At 64.5% G+C, this 17,540-nt stretch carries 16 protein-coding genes and 1 tRNA gene; 9 read left to right on the top strand and 8 right to left on the bottom strand.

The genetic code is table 11. The features are described 5' to 3' along the window. Positions 1–67: 67 nt before the first annotated feature. Both A4C63_RS27070 and mqo read left to right on the top strand, forming a co-directional pair. Positions 68–772, top strand: coding sequence for a methyl-accepting chemotaxis protein (locus A4C63_RS27070; protein ID WP_371106105.1), 705 nt, complete (start codon positions 68–70; stop codon positions 770–772). Between the two features lie 307 nt (positions 773–1,079). Beyond that, the gene (gene mqo, locus A4C63_RS18025) at positions 1,080–2,654 is read left to right on the top strand and encodes a malate dehydrogenase (quinone) (RefSeq protein ID WP_063913881.1); all 1,575 of its coding nucleotides are present in this window, start codon (positions 1,080–1,082) and stop codon (positions 2,652–2,654) included. 112 nt (positions 2,655–2,766) lie between these two features. Here mqo and A4C63_RS18030 read toward each other — a convergent pair. Both A4C63_RS18030 and A4C63_RS18035 read right to left on the bottom strand, forming a co-directional pair. After that, positions 2,767–2,843 (bottom strand) — tRNA-Pro (locus A4C63_RS18030). Between the two features lie 81 nt (positions 2,844–2,924). Next, positions 2,925–3,146 carry a YgdI/YgdR family lipoprotein gene (locus tag A4C63_RS18035; protein WP_063913882.1) on the bottom strand — a complete coding sequence of 74 codons (222 nt, stop codon included), beginning with the start codon at positions 3,144–3,146 and terminating at the stop codon, positions 2,925–2,927. 188 nt (positions 3,147–3,334) lie between these two features. Between A4C63_RS18035 and moaB the strand changes: the two genes are divergently transcribed. Both moaB and glp read left to right on the top strand, forming a co-directional pair. Further along, positions 3,335–3,874 carry a molybdenum cofactor biosynthesis protein B gene (moaB, locus tag A4C63_RS18040; protein WP_063913883.1) on the top strand — a complete coding sequence of 180 codons (540 nt, stop codon included), beginning with the start codon at positions 3,335–3,337 and terminating at the stop codon, positions 3,872–3,874. Positions 3,875–3,896: 22 nt separating this feature from the next. Then, a complete protein-coding gene (glp, locus tag A4C63_RS18045; protein ID WP_172827538.1) occupies positions 3,897–5,084 on the top strand; it encodes a gephyrin-like molybdotransferase Glp in 1,188 nt (395 codons plus the stop codon). On the opposite strand, the gene A4C63_RS18050 is transcribed toward glp, so the two are convergent. Further along, positions 5,073–6,320 (bottom strand): glycosyltransferase family 4 protein, encoded by a 1,248-nt coding sequence (locus A4C63_RS18050; protein ID WP_063913885.1) that lies wholly within the window; start codon positions 6,318–6,320, stop codon positions 5,073–5,075. The two genes, glp and A4C63_RS18050, sit on opposite strands and share 12 nt — an antisense overlap. 325 nt (positions 6,321–6,645) lie before the next feature. On the opposite strand from A4C63_RS18050, the gene yegS reads away from it, so the two are divergent. Further along, on the top strand, positions 6,646–7,533 hold the full coding sequence (gene yegS / locus A4C63_RS18055) for a lipid kinase YegS (protein WP_063913886.1): 888 nt from the start codon (positions 6,646–6,648) through the stop codon (positions 7,531–7,533). On the opposite strand, the gene A4C63_RS18060 is transcribed toward yegS, so the two are convergent. From A4C63_RS18060 to A4C63_RS18070, 3 genes are all read right to left on the bottom strand, one after another. Beyond that, on the bottom strand, positions 7,517–8,176 hold the full coding sequence (locus tag A4C63_RS18060; RefSeq protein WP_063913887.1) for a response regulator transcription factor: 660 nt from the start codon (positions 8,174–8,176) through the stop codon (positions 7,517–7,519). The genes yegS and A4C63_RS18060 overlap by 17 nt on opposite strands. Next, positions 8,166–9,062 carry a sensor histidine kinase gene (locus A4C63_RS18065; RefSeq protein WP_063913888.1) on the bottom strand — a complete coding sequence of 299 codons (897 nt, stop codon included), beginning with the start codon at positions 9,060–9,062 and terminating at the stop codon, positions 8,166–8,168. The genes A4C63_RS18060 and A4C63_RS18065 overlap by 11 nt, the downstream gene beginning before the upstream one ends. Positions 9,063–9,334: 272 nt before the next feature. Continuing rightward, the gene (locus A4C63_RS18070) at positions 9,335–9,844 is read right to left on the bottom strand and encodes a hypothetical protein (RefSeq protein ID WP_063913889.1); all 510 of its coding nucleotides are present in this window, start codon (positions 9,842–9,844) and stop codon (positions 9,335–9,337) included. Positions 9,845–10,195: 351 nt separating this feature from the next. Between A4C63_RS18070 and A4C63_RS18075 the strand changes: the two genes are divergently transcribed. Both A4C63_RS18075 and A4C63_RS18080 read left to right on the top strand, forming a co-directional pair. Continuing rightward, on the top strand, positions 10,196–11,131 hold the full coding sequence (locus tag A4C63_RS18075; RefSeq protein WP_063913890.1) for a chemotaxis protein CheV: 936 nt from the start codon (positions 10,196–10,198) through the stop codon (positions 11,129–11,131). 56 nt (positions 11,132–11,187) lie between these two features. Further along, entirely contained in the window at positions 11,188–11,991 is an 804-nt protein-coding gene (locus A4C63_RS18080) for an MOSC domain-containing protein (RefSeq protein WP_063913891.1), read from the top strand. A gap of 129 nt (positions 11,992–12,120) precedes the next feature. On the opposite strand, the gene A4C63_RS18085 is transcribed toward A4C63_RS18080, so the two are convergent. Then, complete coding sequence (locus tag A4C63_RS18085; RefSeq protein WP_063913892.1) at positions 12,121–14,046, bottom strand: transglycosylase SLT domain-containing protein; 1,926 nt, start codon at positions 14,044–14,046, stop codon at positions 12,121–12,123. Positions 14,047–14,267: 221 nt separating this feature from the next. Here A4C63_RS18085 and A4C63_RS18090 point away from each other — a divergent pair, with 221 nt between their 5' ends. Beyond that, positions 14,268–16,196 carry an ATP-binding cassette domain-containing protein gene (locus tag A4C63_RS18090; protein WP_063913893.1) on the top strand — a complete coding sequence of 643 codons (1,929 nt, stop codon included), beginning with the start codon at positions 14,268–14,270 and terminating at the stop codon, positions 16,194–16,196. A gap of 125 nt (positions 16,197–16,321) precedes the next feature. Here the strand turns inward: A4C63_RS18090 and A4C63_RS18095 are convergent, their stop codons facing one another. After that, complete coding sequence (locus A4C63_RS18095; protein ID WP_056806485.1) at positions 16,322–16,762, bottom strand: universal stress protein; 441 nt, start codon at positions 16,760–16,762, stop codon at positions 16,322–16,324. A 110-nt stretch (positions 16,763–16,872) separates the two neighbouring features. Between A4C63_RS18095 and A4C63_RS18100 the strand changes: the two genes are divergently transcribed. Next, positions 16,873–17,310, top strand: coding sequence for a hypothetical protein (locus A4C63_RS18100; protein WP_063913894.1), 438 nt, complete (start codon positions 16,873–16,875; stop codon positions 17,308–17,310). The last annotated feature ends 230 nt before the right edge of the window (positions 17,311–17,540 follow it).

A 17,540-nucleotide genomic window follows, 5' to 3' on the forward strand; every position in this document is an offset into this window, starting at 1 on the left:
CGACATGGCCCGTGGCACCCATGACCAGTTCCAGCGCACCGACCAGGTGGCCACGGCCATGCACGAGATGTCCGCCACCGCCCAGGAGGTCGCGCGCCACGCCGCCGAGGCTGCCCGCGCGGCGGACGACGCCGACCACAGTGCCCAGGCGGGCGAGCAGGTGATGCAACAGACCATCGATATCATCGGCGTGGTCAACCGCGAAATTGCCGGTACGGCGGCGGTGATTCGCGACCTGGAGCATGACAGCACGCGCATTGGCAAAGTCCTCGAAGTGATCCGTGGCATTGCCGAGCAGACCAACCTGCTGGCGCTCAACGCGGCCATCGAAGCGGCCCGTGCCGGCGAGGCCGGGCGTGGATTTGCGGTAGTCGCCGATGAGGTGCGCAGCCTGGCCCAGCGTACGGCGGCCTCGATTGCCGAGATCCACCAGATCATCGAAGCGGTGCAGTCGGGGGCGTTGGAAGCGGTCAAGGCCATCGAAAGCGGCCAGCAGCGCAGCGAGGAGGGTGCCGAACAGGTGCAGCAGGCCGGGCAGATGCTGCAGCGCATCACCCTGGCGGTGGAGGCAATCCGCGACATGAACCGGCAGATCGCCACGGCGGCCGAAGAGCAGACCAGCGTGGCCGAGGACATCTCGCGCAACCTGATCGAAATCACCCGCATCGCCACGGCCAACCAGGAGGCCGTACAACATACCGAGCAGGCGGGGCAGCGCCTGCATGGGTTGTCGGGGCAACTGGGCGAAGTCACCTCCCGCCTCACTGCCTGACGCAGTCCTTGTGGGAGCGGCCTTGTGTCGCGAAAGGGCCGCAAAGCGGCCCCGGCAATCTCTGCATGGACGCTGATATCCTGGGGCCGCTGCGCGGCCCTTTCGCGACACAAGGCCGCTCCCACAAAGAGGCTGCGCCGGGCTGGCTGCTGGGGAAACCCGCCACTTTCACTGCTTCATCCTATGCCCTGTGGCGGATTGTCGCCACGCTCCCCGTCGCGAGCCCCCCGTATTCATTGCTCGAAACCCAGTTGGCACGTTCCCTGCTCAAGGCGGCGCGCGTGTACACAACAACTGGATAACATCAATGAAGAAATTCCTGCTGACGTTCCTCTGCCTGGGCGTCATCGGCTGCTCCAAACCTGCGGAACCGGAAAAGACCGTCGACGTGCTGCTGATCGGCGGTGGCATCATGAGTGCCAGCCTGGGCACCTACCTCACCGAGCTGGAGCCCTCCTGGAAGGTCGACGTCTACGAACGCCTGGACCAGGTGGCCGAAGAAAGCTCCAACGCCTGGAACAACGCCGGTACCGGTCACTCCGCGTTCTGCGAGCTGAACTACACCAGCGTCGGCAAGGACGGCAGCATCGACATCAGCAAGGCTGTGGGGGTCAACGAGCAGTTCGAGGTATCCAAGCAGTTCTGGGCCTACCAGGTCGAGCAGGGCGTGCTGAGCAACCCGAAGTCGTTCATCAACAACGTGCCGCACATGAGCTTTGTCTGGGGTGACGACAACGTCGCCTTCCTGCACAAGCGCGTCGACGCCCTGCAGCACAGTTCGCTGTTCCGCGGCATGGAAATCTCCGAAGACCACGAGCAGATCCGTAAGTGGGCCCCGCTGGTGATGGAAGGCCGTGACCCGGGGCAGAAGGTCGCCGCCACGCGCATGGCCATCGGCACCGACGTGAACTTTGGCGAAATCACTCGCCAGCTGTTCGCCGCGATGACCCGCAACCCCAACGTGTCGCTGAACCTGCGTCATGAAGTGCGCGACATCGTGCGCAACGACGACGGCACCTGGCAGGTGCGGGTGGCCGACCTGGCCAACGGTGGCAAGGAAAAGGCCGTCAACGCCCGCTTCGTGTTCATTGGTGCCGGTGGTGGCGCGCTGAAGCTGCTGCAGAAGTCGGGCATCCCCGAAGCCGAAGGCTATGCCGGCTTCCCGGTCGGTGGCCAGTTCCTGATGACCGACAACCCCGACCTGGTCGCCCGCCACCAGGCCAAGCTGTACGGCAAGGCCTCGGTCGGCGCGCCGCCGATGTCGGTACCGCACCTGGACACGCGGATGATCGATGGCAAGCAGGTGCTGCTGTTCGGCCCGTTCGCCACCTTCTCCACCAAGTACCTCAAGCATGGCTCGCTGCTGGACATGTTCGCCTCGCTGAACAGTCACAACGTGCTGCCGATGGTCAATGCCGGTATCGACAACATCGACCTCAGCACCTACCTGATGGGGCAGTTGATGCTCAGTTTCGATGACCGCATGAACGCCCTGCGCGAGTATTTCCCCAACGCCAAGAACGAAGACTGGAAGCTGCTGCAGGCCGGCCAGCGGGTGCAGGTGATCAAGAAGGACCCGGTACTGGGCGGTGTGCTGCAGTTCGGTACTGAAGTGGTGGCGGCGCAGGACGGCAGCATCGCTGCGTTGCTGGGCGCTTCGCCGGGTGCCTCGACCGCGGCGCCGATCATGCTGACCGTGCTGGAAAAGACCTTCAAGGACCGTATCCAGTCGCCAGCCTGGCAGGCCAGGCTCAAGGAAATCGTGCCGAGCTATGGGCAGAAGCTGAACAACAACCTGGCGCTGACCAACCAGACCCGTGAGTGGAGCAGCGAGCGCCTGCAGTTGCTGTATGTGCCGGTGGCGGCTGAGGTGTCGCACTGACACATGTGGGAGCGGCCCAAGGCCGCTCCCACAAGAGGGGCCGCGCTGGGGGTGGGACACCTTCCAAGGCATAACAAAAAGCCCGCACAAGGCGGGCTTTTTGATAAGGATTTGGTCGGAGAGACAGGATTCGAACCTGCGGCCTTCTCGTCCCGAACGAGACGCGCTACCTGGCTGCGCTACACTCCGATGAAAGAAATCCTACTGCATCCTTTTTTTGCACGCAAGCCCTTGTTGTTGAAAGGGCCTTTGCAAAAAAACAGGGTGCGATCAGAGCTCTTTGACGGTGCGGATCTGGTCCTTGTTCAAGCGCGTGCGCTTGCCGTCCAGCTGCTCGAATTCGTAGAAGCCCGAGTCTTCATCGTACTTCGGTGTGTCGGTGGCCTGGATTTCGCGACCGTCATTCAGGGTAATGACAGTTGGCGATGCGCAGCCAGCGAGGGCGCCCAGGCCCAAGACGAGCAGGAAGGCGGGTAGGGTCCGTTGAATCATCGTGTTTCTCCAGTGCGATGGTGCTAGATGACATTAAGACGCAGGGCGTCTACGCAAGTTCCGTCTACAGTGCAGCATAGCGGCAAAGCCGGGGCATTGATCGAAGGCAAGGGCCACGGGCGTCACGCTTTGATGGGCGCGCGCTGTGTTATAACTGCGGCCATCCCATCTTCTTGTGACGGACCCCCATGAAAGCCAAGGCAGATACCCCCTTCGTGCCGCTGAACATCGCCGTGCTCACCGTCAGCGACACCCGCACCTTCGACACCGATACCTCCGGCCAGCTGTTCGTCGACCGCCTGAGCGCGGCCGGCCATCGCCTTGCCGAGCGCGTGCTGCTGAAAGACGACCTGTACAAGATTCGCGCCCAGGTCGCCACCTGGATTGCCGATGACAGCGTGCAGGTGGTGCTGATCACCGGCGGCACCGGCTTTACCGGCCGCGACAGCACGCCCGAGGCTGTGGCCTGCTTGTTGGACAAGCAGGTAGAAGGCTTTGGTGAGCTGTTCCGGCAGATTTCCGTGGCCGACATTGGCACCTCCACCGTGCAGTCGCGCGCCCTGGCCGGGTTGGCCAACGGTACCTTGGTGTGCTGCCTGCCGGGTTCGACAAACGCGGTGCGCACCGGTTGGGACGGTATCCTCGCCGAGCAGCTGGATGCCCGCCATCGCCCGTGCAACTTCGTGCCGCACCTGAAGCAGGCAGTGGCCTGTGACAGCCGTGGCTGAGGTCAGCCAGGCCCGGCCGCTGATGCCGGTAGAACAGGCCCTGGAGCAACTGCTGGCATTGGCTGAAGCGGCTCCGATCCGCGACACCGAGAACCTGCCTCTGGCCGAAGCCGAGGGCCGTGTGCTGGCCTCCGATCTGGTGGCCTCGCTCGACCTGCCGCCTTGGCCGAACAGCGCCATGGACGGTTACGCCCTGCGCCTGGCCGACTGGCAGGGCGAACCACTGCCGGTCAGCCAGCGGATTTTCGCCGGCCATGCGCCGCAGCCGCTGCAACCGGGTACCTGCGCGCGCATCTTCACCGGGGCACCGCTGCCCGAAGGTGCCGACTGCGTCGAGATGCAGGAAAACATCGAAGTGGCGGAGGATGGCCGGGTACGCTTTCTCGAACCGTTGAAAACCGGGCAGAACATTCGTCCTCAGGGCCAGGAAACCCGCAAGGGCGAACAGGTGATGAGCGCCGGCACCCGGCTGGGGCCGATCGAGCTGGGCCTGGCTGCGACCTTGGGCCACGGCCGCCTGGATGTTGTGCGCAAGGTGCGGGTGGCGGTGCTGTCCACCGGTGACGAACTGGTCGAGCCCGGCCTGCCGCTGGGGCCGGGGCAGATCTACAACAGCAACCGCCGGTTGCTGGTCAGCTGGTTGCAGCGGTTGGGCTGTGACGTGGTCGATGCGGGCATCCTGCCGGATGACCTGGCACGCACCCGCGCCTGCCTGGCCGAGCTGGGTGATGTCGACCTGATCCTGTCCACCGGCGGTGTCTCGGTGGGGGAAGCCGACTACCTCGGTGCCGCCCTGCGCGAAGCCGGCGAGCTGGCCTTGTGGAAGCTGGCGATCAAGCCGGGCAAGCCACTGACCTTCGGCCACTTCCAGGGCGTGCCGGTAATCGGCCTGCCGGGCAACCCGGCCTCGACCCTGGTCACCTTCGGCCTGCTGACCCGGCCCTACCTGTTGCGGCGTCAGGGCGTGGCCGATGTCACGCCGCTGCGTTTCGACATGCCGGCCGGTTTTGACTGGCCCAAGCCCGGCACGCGCCGCGAGTATCTGCGCGCCCGCATCGAACAGGGCCAGGTGCGCATCTACAAGAACCAGAGCTCTGGCGTGCTGCGCAGCGCGGCCTGGGCCGAGGGGCTGGTGGAAGTGCGCGAAGGCAGTACGCCGAAGCAGGGTGACAGCGTGCCGTTCATTCCCTTCAGCGAGCTACTTGGCTGAGCGGCCCAGCCAGGCACTGGCCAGCGGCGCGGCCTCGGCCGGTGCCGCCTGGGCCAGGCGCATGTGCACGTTCTCCAGTTGCTGGGCGGCCACGCTCCAGTCGTGGCGCTGGCGGGCGAACTGGCGCCCGGCGTCGCTCAACTGGCTCATGCGCCAGGGCTGGTTGAGCAACTGGGTGATCAGCAGGGCCAGCTGGTCGCCATCCTCACTGCCCAGGTAGTGCTCGCCGTTGTTCGCAGCCAGGCCTGAAACGCCTCTGCCGGTGGTGATCACTGGCAAGCCGGCGGCCATCGCTTCGAGGATTTTCACCTTGGAACCACCGGCATAGCGCAGCGGTGCGAAGAACAGTGCCGAACGCCGCTGCAGTTCACGCAGGTCGGGGCGGTAGCCGAACCATTCGATACGCGGGTCGTTCCAGTGCAGTTTCCAGCTGGCCGGCATGGCATGCCCGGCAATCGCCAGGCGCACCGCCGGATTGCTCATCCATACCTGCGGCATGATGTCTTCCAGCGCCCATTCGATGGCCTCCAGGTTGGCGCCACACTCGAAGTTGCCTACGAACAGCAGGCGCTGGCTGTGCAGTGCAGGTTGCACGTGCTGGTAGAAATCACAGTCCACGCCATTGACCACCACATTCACCGGGCGCCCGCTGATCTGCGCGATCAGCTCGGCATCGTGGGCGCTGACCGCCACCAGTTCGGTGGGCTGGCGCAATACCCGCTGTTCCCAGCGTCGATAGCGCCAGCGGTCGAAGGCGTTGAGCGGGCGCAACCACAGCGGCAGGCGATCGTGGCTGGCGCCACCCATCACCGATTCCAGGGTGTGCTCGCTGAGCATGTACGGCAGTCCGCGTGCCTGCAGGGCCTTCTCGAACGGCTGGAAGCTGTAGCTGTGCTCGATCTGGATCACGTCCCAGGGCTCGTCCAGCAATTGCTCGAAGCGGTGCCGCAGGCGAGGGGCCAGGCCATTGATGATTGCCCGCATGGGGTAGTCCAAGATCGGCGAGGCCAGCAGGTTCAGTGGGCTGTGCAGGGGCCGACGGGGCAGCACGATCAGGCGTTCGAGCAAGGGTTCCAGGGCCTCGCGGGCAGCATCGCCGAGGGGGGTCTTCGATTGCACCAGCAGGGTAATCCGGTGGCCCCGCTGTGCCAGTGCGCGTATCAGGTGGTATTGCCGGGTCTTGCTGCCGCTGGTGGTCGGCCAGGGCAAGTAAGGCAGTGTCCAGAGAATGCGCATGACCCGGAATCCTCGCTAAAGGCTGCGGATAACAAGACGCGCCCGTAGGCGGCAGTGGTAAAAACCACTGCCGGGGCGCGTCCATGGCAAGAAAGGTGTATCTGCTGAGCATAGCCGTGCATTGCCAGGCGTGTGGGAAAGACTGGCCAGCGCTAATCAATTAATGTCCGGCCAACGCGGTCAATCTTGTGGGAGCGGCCTTGTGTCGCGATAGGGGCGCTCCCACAAGATTGACCGCGTTGGCCTGCTATTTTGGGGGAGCATGCAACGATCCCTGATTGCAGAGGGTCGAGATCTGGGTTGATCACTTCACGGAGGCGCGCACATGCAAGGGCGCAAGGCAATGCTGATCCTGCACGGCAAGCAGGCCATGAACGAAGACTTGCGCAGCGCCGTGCACGGCCTGCGCGATAGCGGCTGGGTACTGGATGTGCGGGTCACCTGGGAGGCCGGTGACGCTCAGCGCCTGGTCAACGAGGCGCTGGCTGCCGGTTACGACCATATCGTCGCCGGAGGCGGGGATGGCACGCTGCGCGATGTTGCCGAGGCCATGGGCCTGGCGGGTACCCAGGCCAGCCTGGTGTTGTTGCCACTCGGCACGGCCAACGATTTTGCCAGGGCTGCCGGCATACCCCTGGAGCCCGCCACGGCGCTGGCCTTGCTGAACATACCTGCACAGCCAATAGACCTGGGCCAGGCCGGCGACCAGTTGTTCCTGAACATGGCCACGGGCGGTTTTGGTAGCCAGGTCACGGCCAATACCTCCGAAGACCTGAAGAAAGTGCTGGGTGCCGCCGCCTACCTGTTCACCGGGTTGTCGCGTTTCAGCGAGCTGCAGGCGGCCTCGGTGGCGCTGCAAGGGCCGGACTTCCACTGGCAGGGTGACCTGCTGGCGCTGGGGATCGGCAACGGCCGCCAGGCCGGGGGCGGGCAGGTGCTGTGCCCTGAGGCGGTGGTGGACGATGGCTTGCTCGACATTGCCATCCTGCCAGCACCACAGGAGATGGTCGGGGCGCTGCGTGATCTGTTGGCCGGTAACGGGCTGTTCGTCCGGGCCCGGTTGCCCTGGGTCGAGATCAAGTGCTCACAGGGGCTGGACATCAACCTCGATGGTGAGCCGGCACAGGCAGACACGTTGCGCTTCCAGGCCAGGCCTGCTGCACTGCGCCTGCACCTGCCGGCCGGGTCGCCGTTGCTCAGTCGTCCAGGCTGATGATTTTCTCGCGCACGGCGAACAGCACCAGGCCGGCCACGTCATGGATCTGCAGGCGTTTCATGATTTGCGAGCGGTGGGTTTCCACGGTCTTGATCGACAGGCCCAGGCCGGTGGCGATTTCCCGGGTGGCCTTGCCGCGCACGATCAGGCGCAGGATCTCCAGCTGTCGCGCCGTGAGGTTATGCCGCTCGCCAGCGGGTTGCTTGCCCTGCCTGGCGCGCTGCAGCGCCTGGTTGATGACCGTATGGGCGATGGCTGGGCTGAGGTAGCGCTCGCCGTTGCGCACCGCGGCCAGGGCCTGCTCCAGTTCGGTGGCGCTGGTGTCCTTGAGCAGGTAGCCGTGGGCGCCGCTTTCCAGGGCCCGCATGATCAAGTCCGGGTCGGTGTGCATCGACAGGATCAGCACCTTGCAGGTGCTGCCGCTGGCGCGCAGTTGGGTGAGGGCATCCAGGCCGCTGGTCGAACGCATGGAGATGTCCAGCAAGACGATGTCCGGCGCCAGTTTGCGTACCTGTTCGAGCAACTGGCTGCCGTCGTCGGCTTCACCGATTACATCATAACCAGGGATGTCGCAGACCAGTGCGCGCACCCCGGCACGGATCAGCGAGTGGTCGTCTACCAGCAGCAGTCTACAGGTCATGGGTGGCAGTACTCCTGGCGCGTTGCTGGGTGCGCGGTGGCCATGGGAACACCGCCTCGATGCGCGTGCCCAGGCCGAGCTGGCTGGTGATGTCGAGGCTGCCCTGCAACGCGGTTACCCGCTCCTGCATGCCGGCCAAGCCGCGCTGGCCAGCTTCGGCCGGTTGCCTGGCGGGTACGAAACCACGGCCATCGTCTTGGATCGACAACGCCAACCCTTTGGGGGTGCGCTGCAGACGGACGACCAGGTTGTGTGCCTGCGCGTGGCGCAGCATGTTGGTAACGGCTTCCTGGGTAATGCGGAACACCGCCATGGCCACGGCCTCGTCGATGCCGCCCAGGCGCTGGTTGCACGCCAGGCTCCAGTTCACACCGCTGTTGCCCAAGGTGCGCATCAGGTGCGCGCGCAGGCTGGCTTCCAGGCCAAGGCTGGCCAACTGCCGCGGGTTGAGCAGGGCGGAGACATCGCGCACGTTACCCAGGGTGTCATCCAGCGTGCTGCGCAGGGCGTCGCAGTGGCCTTGCAGCTCATCGGGCATGCGCCTTTGCAGCCACTGCAGCTGCAGCTTGGCGGCGGTGAGCAGCTGGCCGATGTCGTCGTGCAGTTCCCGGCTCAGGTGCTGGCGCTCGTCTTCCTGGACCTTGAGCATGCGCTCGGCCAGTTCCGCCGGGCGCAGGCTGATCGACCTGGCGCGCAGGCCCAGCTGCACGGCGGCGCCCAGCGTGGCGGCCAGCTGCAGCACCAGCAGGCTGGCCGGGATCGACTGGTCGGCCAGGTACAGCAACAGGTTGGCGACCAGCGAGGCCACGCACAGCCCGACCGTCGCCCAGCGCAGCAGGGGAGTGCGGGAGCCGCAACGCAAAGGAGTCTTCAAGCGTGGGAACATAAGTAGGGAAGCCACTGAAGTATTGCTGATGGAGGCCTTGCACAATCCTTGTCAGAGGCTTTGGTGCAGTACTTTCGATTGTTTTTTTCGTACACGAGACCTTGCGAGCTCGCTGCAGGTTGCAAGCGTTTGTGGGGGCGCATATTACCACTTTGCACTGCATCGGTCGCGGTCGGGTAGCGCTTTGAAACGCCTGCCAGACGGGCGCTGGCGGGTAGCAAAGTGCCACCCGGCTTGATCTCGCAACGCGCCTGGTTGCACTTCGCGTCGGGTCAATATCTGGGAGATGAGCGGCCTGGCTGCGTGCCGTCTGCCATCTCGGTGTGCGGGTGGATGAATACGCTGCCTTGGTCGTCGCAGGGCATGCAGGCTTGCGTAAAGGGTTGCCGCACGACCTTGGCCAGTTCACCCAGCAGCACCAGTTGCTCGCCGATGTCCAGGTTAAGCCGCCCGGTACACGGATCGACCAGTTCCAGCTGCCAGGCCAGCAGGGTCAGGCAGGCCCCTACTGCGGGCAGGGCTTCGCGCTGCAGGCAACCACCATGGCAGGCCGGGGCCAGCAACTGCTGCAGGGCGGTGGTGTAATGGGCGACTTCGCGCAGGCCCAGGTGTGTGGCCTGTCGAGCGAGGTTGCCGAGGGTATTGTCCAGGCAGTGGCAGGCATCCGGGTCGTTATCGATCAGTTCCAGGTGCTGCAGGCATTCCTGGGCCTGGGTCAGCAGCACCTGGGCATCCAGCAGAAACCCCTGCAGGGCGTCATCGAACGATAAGGCGCTGTCCATCATGATGCTCCCGCGCGTGGGGCAGGCGCAGGTGGCGGGCACGCCAAAACGATAGCTAGCAAAAGCCTGACTCCATTCATGCAATGAGAATGGCGTCACATTAATGGCTAAAGGATATCGCGAACATCAGGTTGCACCCGATTGTGGCTAAGGGTTTCCCTGATACTCGGCTCAGGTGGGGAATTTTTGCAGTCCCGCTGGCTCACCCCAAGCTGCTCGCAGTAAAGCATGATGGTAAAGTGATATCAATTGCCTTCACGGCATTTTCCCGTAAGGGTCAAGGTGTGCGTGAAGCCGCCGATACAGGGTGGATGATTTCACATTTTCCGACTCAAGGCTGGGGGTTTTCCAATGGCTGGCATTCTCGACACGGTAGACCAACGCACGCAACTGGTGGGTGAGAACCGCCTGGAAATCCTGATGTTTCGCCTGGCTGGCCGCCAGCTGTTCGCGATCAACGTGTTCAAGGTGCAGGAAGTGCTGCAGCTGCCCAAGCTGACCCTGATGCCCCAGCGCCACGCTTTCGTCTGCGGGGTGGTCAACCTGCGCGGCCAGACCCTGCCGGTGATCGACCTGTCCCAGGCGATCGGCATGCGCCCGCTGCAGCCGGGACCGGACAGCACCATCATCGTCACCGAATACAACCGCTCGGTGCAGGCCTTCCTGGTCGGCGGTGTCGACCGCATCGTCAACATGAACTGGGAGGCGATCATGCCGCCGCCGTCCAGCGCCGGACGCCAGCATTACCTGACCGCCATCACCAAGGTCGATGACAAGCTGGTGGAAGTGATCGATGTGGAGAAGGTGCTGGCCGAGATCGTGCCGTACAACGCCCGGGTTTCCGGCGACAAGCTCGCCGACCCGGTGCTGGCCCGGGCCCGCGGCCGCGAAGTGCTACTGGTGGACGACTCCAGCGTGGCCCTGGCGCAATTGCGCGACACCCTGTCCCAGCTGGGCGTGAAGCTGCACGTGGCCAGTGATGGCCTGAAGGCGCTGCGCATGCTCAAGGCCTGGGCCGACGCTGGTGAGGACGTGTGCGAGAAGCTGCTGATGGTGTTCACCGACGCCGAGATGCCGGAAATGGACGGCTACCGGTTGACCACCGAGATTCGTGGCGATGCCCGTTTGCGCCGGCTGTACGTGGTGCTGCACACCTCGCTGTCAGGCAGTTTCAACGAATCGATGGTAAAGAAGGTGGGCTGCGACAACTTCCTGTCCAAGTTCCAGCCTGATCGCCTGGTTGACGTGGTCAAGCAACGCCTGTTGCTGGATGTTGCCACTGCGTGATCCCGGCCCCTGCCGGGTATAAGCTTGGCGTTTTGGCATGGCGTGAGGCGGCAGGGATGTTTCTCAGTGAGCTGTATCGGTACCCGGTGAAGTCGGGGCGGGCGCAAAGCTTGCAGGCTTCACCGGTGGGGTTGCTAGGGTTGCAGGGCGACCGGCGCTGGATGGTGGTGGAGGAAGAAAACGGACGCTTCCTGACCCAGCGCGTCTGGCCACGGCTTGGCCTGATCAAGGCGAGCGATGATGATCGCGGCCAGTTGCTGCTGGAAACACCTGGGCAGGCACCGTTGCGGGTGCCTGTGCCACCTGCCGATGACGCCCTGCGCGGCGTGACCATCTGGCGCGATACCTTGCGCGTGCCGGATGCGGGCGATGCTGCGGCGGCCTGGCTGAGCCAGCTGCTGGGCAAGGCAGTGCGCCTGGTGCATTGCCCGGAGCAGCGCGCGCGTTATCTGCCCAATGGCTATGGCTTCAACAGTGACCGGGCGGCGTTCCCGGATGGTTTCCCCTTGTTGCTGATCGGCCAGGGCTCGCTGGACGAGCTCAACCGGCGAATTGGCCGGCCCATGGAGATACTGCGCTTTCGGCCCAACCTGGTGGTGCAGGGCGCGGAACCGTTTGCCGAGGATGGCTGGAAGCGGATTCGTATCGGCAGCCTGGAGTTTCGCGTGCTCAAGCCCAGCGTGCGCTGCATCTTTACCACCATCGACCCGGCTACCGGCGAGCGCAGTGAGGATCGCGAGCCGATGGCCACGCTCAGGACTTTCCGCGAGAAGGAGGGGGATGTGCTGTTCGGGCAGAACCTGGCGGTGGATGGTTGTGGGTGGCTGGAGGCAGGGATGCCGGTCGAAATTCTGGAGTAGCTGTGTTGCCTGTGCCGGCCTCTTCGCGGGTAAACCCGCTCCCACAGGTACTGCACCGCATTCAGGACTGGTGCAATTCCTGTGGGAGCGGGCAAGCCCGCGAAGAGGCCGGCACAGGCTCAGCGACAATCACATGTCATCGAAGTACCGCTCATGCCAATCCACCAGCGGCTGCGGCGAGTTCAGTTTCTGCCCGTAGATCACCGAATACGACAGCACGTTCTGCACGTACTGGCGCGTTTCGTCGAACGGGATCGACTCTACCCACACATCGAAGCTCAGGTGCTTGGCGCCTTTCAGCCACTGGCGCACACGCCCCGGCCCAGCGTTGTAGGCCGCCGAAGCCAGCACCCGGTTGCCGTTGAACTGGCTGTGCACCTGGCTCAGGTAGGCCGCGCCCAGCTGGATGTTCTTGTCCGGGTTGAGCACCTGCGCCGGTGACGCCAGCGGAATGCTGAACTTGCGGGCGGTTTCCTTGGCCGTGGCCGGCATCAGCTGCATCAGGCCGCTGGCACCCACCGGCGAGCGGGCATCTTCCATGAAGGCACTTTCCTGACGAGTGATGGCAAATACCCAGCTCGAATGCAGGCCGCGGACCTTGGCCTCGCGCACCAGGGTGTCGCGGTGGGCCATCGGGAAGCGAATGTCCAGGTCGTCCCAGTACTGCGCCTGGCTGATGGTGCGAATGGCCGGGAAGTACCAGCGCAGGTCGTAGCCCAGGCGCGCCTGGGCGACCATTTCGTCGCGGCTGAAGTGGCGGCTGACGTGGTACCACTCGCGGCGGCCCTCGACGATCTGGCCACGGGCGTGGAACTCCAGGGCACGGCGGATGCCCGGGGTGTTGCGCACCTTGTTGACCAGCTGCGGGCTGAGCACCAGCGGCTTGTTGTTCAGCTGGTAAGGCGTCTGTGCCCGGTCGGCGGCGAGGAAGCCGTAGAAGTCACGCTCACGCGCCACGGTCTTGTACAGCAGCGGGATCTGCGGGTTGTTCGGCTGCGCCAGCTCCAGGCTGCGGGCCTGCCAGTACTTCCAGCGGCTGCTGCTGGCCAGGTCCTGGGGCAGGCGGCGGGTCAGCTCGTAGGCGTCTTCCCAGCGGCCCAGGCGCAGCAGCAGGCGCAGGCGCCATTCGCTGACGGTGTTGTCACGCAGCTCTGGGTCGTAGCGGGTCATCAGGTCGAGCGCGCGCGGGTCGTAGCGGCGCGCCAGGGTCAGGCCGATTTCGCGGGCGATGGCCACCTTCTCGTCACGGGAAAAGTGCATGCGCTGGGCGTAGTCGTCGAGCAGCGCCATGGCCCGCTCCGGGTCCTGCCGGGCCAGGCGGCGCAGGCCGAGGCTGACCACGTCGGACATGGCTTCGTTGACCGGGGTGAAACGCGACGGCTGGTTGAGCAGCTCGGGCTTCTGCGCCACATCGACCAGCAGGCGCCCCTGCGGGCCGAGCGTAGTCAGGGTGTTGACCAGGTTGTTGGCCAGGCCGTAGTTGCGCGCCTGGGCCGCCAGTTTGGTGCGTTGCCAGCGCTTGGCCTCGGTCAGCTGGCCTTCGGCCGCCCACATGCCGAACAGCGTGTCGCAGGTGGCCGGCTGCGACTTGCCGACGTTCCACAGTTTGTCGGCCGTGGCGTAGCCCTCGGCGCGCAGGCCGTGGCTGAGCTGGTACTGGCCGTTGAGGCAGTCCAGCTCGGTGAAGTTGAGCTTGGGGTCGTAGTACTTGACGAAAGTGTTCCATTCGCCGCGCTCGGCCAGCCAGCGCAACCAGCGCAGTTTCATCCAGTTGGCCTGGGGCAGGTCGCCATGCTTGGCGAGGAAGCCTTCGATTTCCTGGTTGCTGGCGGTTTTCAGGCGGGCGGTGAGCTCGTCGTAGGCCAGGTAGGGCGTCAGCGGGTAGTCGCTGAGGGCCTGGGCATAGCGCAGGTACGGGCCTTTGTCGCCTTTGGCCAGCGCGCGCTTGGCTTCGTCATAGTACTGGCGTTGCAGGGTAAGGTCGGCGGCCTGCGCCGCGCAGGTGGCGGCGGTAAGCAGCAGGCAGGATGCAATATGTAACAGGCGGCTGCGCATGATACGTCCGGGCAGTTGAACCATGGGAAAGTGACGGCGGAGCCAGCACTGTTGGAAGCTATTGCCTTAGCTTAGCTGTTTGCCGGCGGCGGGTGAAAGCACTGTGCTTGTATCGGGAGATTAAGTTCGACCAGATGTCGCAATACCCTCGCCGGGTGGCCAGGCGGATGCCGTCGGGGGCCAAGTCAGGTAGAATGCGCGCCCGATTTATGGAGACCAACATGACCCTGCTCAAATTCAGCGATGTGTCCCTCGCATTCGGCGCCATGCCGCTGCTGGACAACGTGTCCTGGCAGATCGCTCGTGGCGAGCGGGTGTGCATCATCGGCCGCAACGGCACCGGCAAGTCGAGCATGCTGCGCCTGGTCAAGGGCGAGCAGAAGGGCGACGACGGCGAAATCTGGCGTGCCCCGGGCCTGAAGATCGGCGAGCTGCCACAGGAGCTGCCGGTGGCCGACGAGCGCACGGTGTTCGATGTGGTGGCCGCAGGCCTGGATGGCGTGGGCGAGTTGCTGGCGCAGTTCCACCACCTGAGCCTGAACATTCAGGGCGATGAAGACCTGGAAAAACTCATGCACGTCCAGCACGAGCTGGAAGCCCGTGACGGCTGGCGCCTGCAGCAGGTGGTGGAAAGCACCCTCAGCCGCCTGCAGCTGCCGGCCGACAAGACCCTGGCCGAGCTGTCCGGTGGCTGGCGCCGCCGCGTGCTGCTGGCCCAGGCTCTGGTGTCGGAGCCCGACCTGCTGCTGCTCGACGAGCCGACCAACCACCTGGACATTGGTGCCATCGCCTGGCTTGAAGAGGCCCTGCGCGGCTTCAACGGCGCGGTGCTGTTCATCACCCACGACCGTTCCTTCCTGCAGAACCTGGCCACCCGCATCCTCGAACTGGACCGCGGCGGCCTGATCGACTGGAACGGCGACTATGCCAGCTTCCTGGTGCACAAGGAGGCCGCGCTGGCCGCCGAGGAAACCGCCAACGCGCTGTTCGACAAGCGCCTGGCCCAGGAAGAAGTGTGGATCCGCCAGGGCATCAAGGCCCGCCGTACCCGCAACGAAGGCCGCGTGCGTGCGCTGAAGGCCCTGCGCGTGGAGCGCAGCGAGCGCCGCGAGCGCCAGGGCAAGGCCAACATCCAGATCGAGGCGGCGGAAAAGTCCGGCAAGCAGGTGATGGTGCTGGAGAATGTCAGCTTCCATCACCCCGAAGGGCCTGTGCTGGTCAAGGACTTCTCCATGGTCCTGCAACGTGAGGACCGTATCGGCCTGCTGGGCGCCAACGGTACCGGCAAGACCACCCTGCTCAAGCTGATGCTCGGCGACCTGGAGCCGACCGCTGGCAAGGTCGAGCGCGGCACCAAGCTGGAAGTGGCCTATTTCGACCAGATGCGCCACCAGCTCGACCTGGAAAAGACCGTTATCGACAACCTGGCCGAAGGCCGCGATTTTATCGAGATCGACGGCCAGAACCGCCACGTGTTGAGCTACCTGGGCGACTTCCTGTTCAGCCCTCAGCGTGCCCGCACGCCGGTCAAGGCGTTGTCGGGTGGCGAGCGTGCACGGCTGTTGCTGGCCAAGCTGTTCAGCAAACCGGCCAACCTGCTGGTGCTTGACGAACCGACCAACGACCTGGACGTGGAAACCCTCGAACTGCTCGAGGAGGTGCTGTCCAACTACAAGGGCACCGTGCTGATGGTCAGCCACGACCGGGCCTTCCTCGACAACGTCGTCACCAGCACCCTGGTGTTCGAAGGCGAGGGCAAGGTGCGTGAGTACGTCGGTGGTTACGAGGACTGGATTCGCCAGGGTGGCTCGCCGAAGCTGCTGGGCGTGACCGAGAGCAAGGGCGGCAAGTCCGAGCTCAACAGCGCGGTGGTTGAAAAGGTCGAGGCCAAGCCAGCGCCTGCGCCTGTTGCCGCGGTGGCCGATGGTTCGAAGAAGAAGCTCAGCTACAAGCTGCAGCGTGAGCTGGAAATGCTGCCGGGGCAGATCGACGAGCTGGAGCAGCGCATGGCCGAGGCCCAGGAAGAAGTGAATGCGGCGGGCTTCTATCAGCGGCCGATTGCGGAAACCTCGGCGGTGCTGGCGAAAATCGAGAAGCTGCAGGGCGAGCTGGATGTTCTGGTGGAGCGTTGGGCCGAGCTGGAAGGCTGATTGGCGTTAGCCTGATCCGGCCTCTTCGCGGGCTTGCCCGCTCCCACAGGATTACCACAGCTTTCAAGGCCTGTGGGGATCCTTTGGGAGCGGGCAAGCCCGCGAAGAGGCCGGCACCGGTTGAATCATTCCTTCTTCTGCAACCGCACCGCCAACACATCGCACGGCGCGCCATGCAGCACGTCATTGGCCGTGGAGCCCAGCAGCAACGCCAGGCCATGACGACCATGGCTGCCGACCACGATCAGGTCGCACTTCTGGTCCTTGGCCAGCTGGTGAATTTCCTGGCGCGGCTGGCCATAGGTCAGGTGCGAGTCGCCGCGGTGGATGTCCGGGTATTTGTTGAACAGGCGCTCCATGCGCTCCTTGGCCTGGTCGAACTGCTGCTGTTGCAGCTGCGACAGGTCCATCGGCACGTCACCGCCGAACGCCATGGCCATCGGCTCGACGATGTGTACCAGCGAAACCTTGGCATTCGACGGCGCGGCGAGCGCCATGGCGCGTTTGATCACCGGGTCGCATTCTTCGGTCAGGTCGACGGCGACCAACAAATGTTCGTATTGCATGAGCGGAACTCCTGACAATCGCGATAGAAGAAGTATGGTCGCTTTCGGGCGGGTCTTCCGTGAAAAATGGCTAACCAGCTCATTTGCAACGTTTTATGGGAACTACTGATATGACGGTATTGCTGGTGGTGTCAATCCTTGCGCTGATTCTCAGCCCGCTTTCCTGGCTGCGCACCTCGCGCAAGCAGAGTGAGCAGATGAAGCTGCGCCTGGAGGCGCGGCGCATGGGCCTGGCCATGCAGTTGGCGCCGCAGCAGTGGCCGCACTGGCTGGAAAAGGAGCCGCCAAGCCCGTGCCCGCAATACCATCGGGCACGCCGTCGCGGGCATGAGGACAGCTTCAGTTTCTGGCAGATCACCCCAGGGGTGTGGTGCAACCAGTGGCGTGAGCCCTGCGAGGACCCCCGCTTCATGGAGCCCCTGGCGCGCTTGCCGGCGAGTGTCTACAAGGTCGAGGCCGATGCCCGAATGATCGCGCTGTACTGGACCGAGCGGGGCGATACGGCTGTATTGCAGGATGTTGCCTACGTCCTCGAAGCACTCGCCTGATACCTGTCTGGCACGGTCATTGTGGGAGCGGGCATGCCCGCGAACACCGGCGCAGCCGGTGCCAGCCACCGCGTTGAATTCTTCGCGGGCATGCCCGCTCCCACAGGGAATGCGGAGGTTTCAATAGCTATGAACGACAAAGCGGCGGCTTGGCAGAACCCTGAAGGGGTGGGGTGCCAAGTCGCCGCTTTGCGTTCTGCTGCGCAGAAAAGGCCAGGCAGGCCGGGTAT

The sequence above is a fragment of the Pseudomonas sp. p21 genome (assembly GCF_001642705.1).
In the GTDB taxonomy this organism is placed as follows: domain Bacteria; phylum Pseudomonadota; class Gammaproteobacteria; order Pseudomonadales; family Pseudomonadaceae; genus Aquipseudomonas.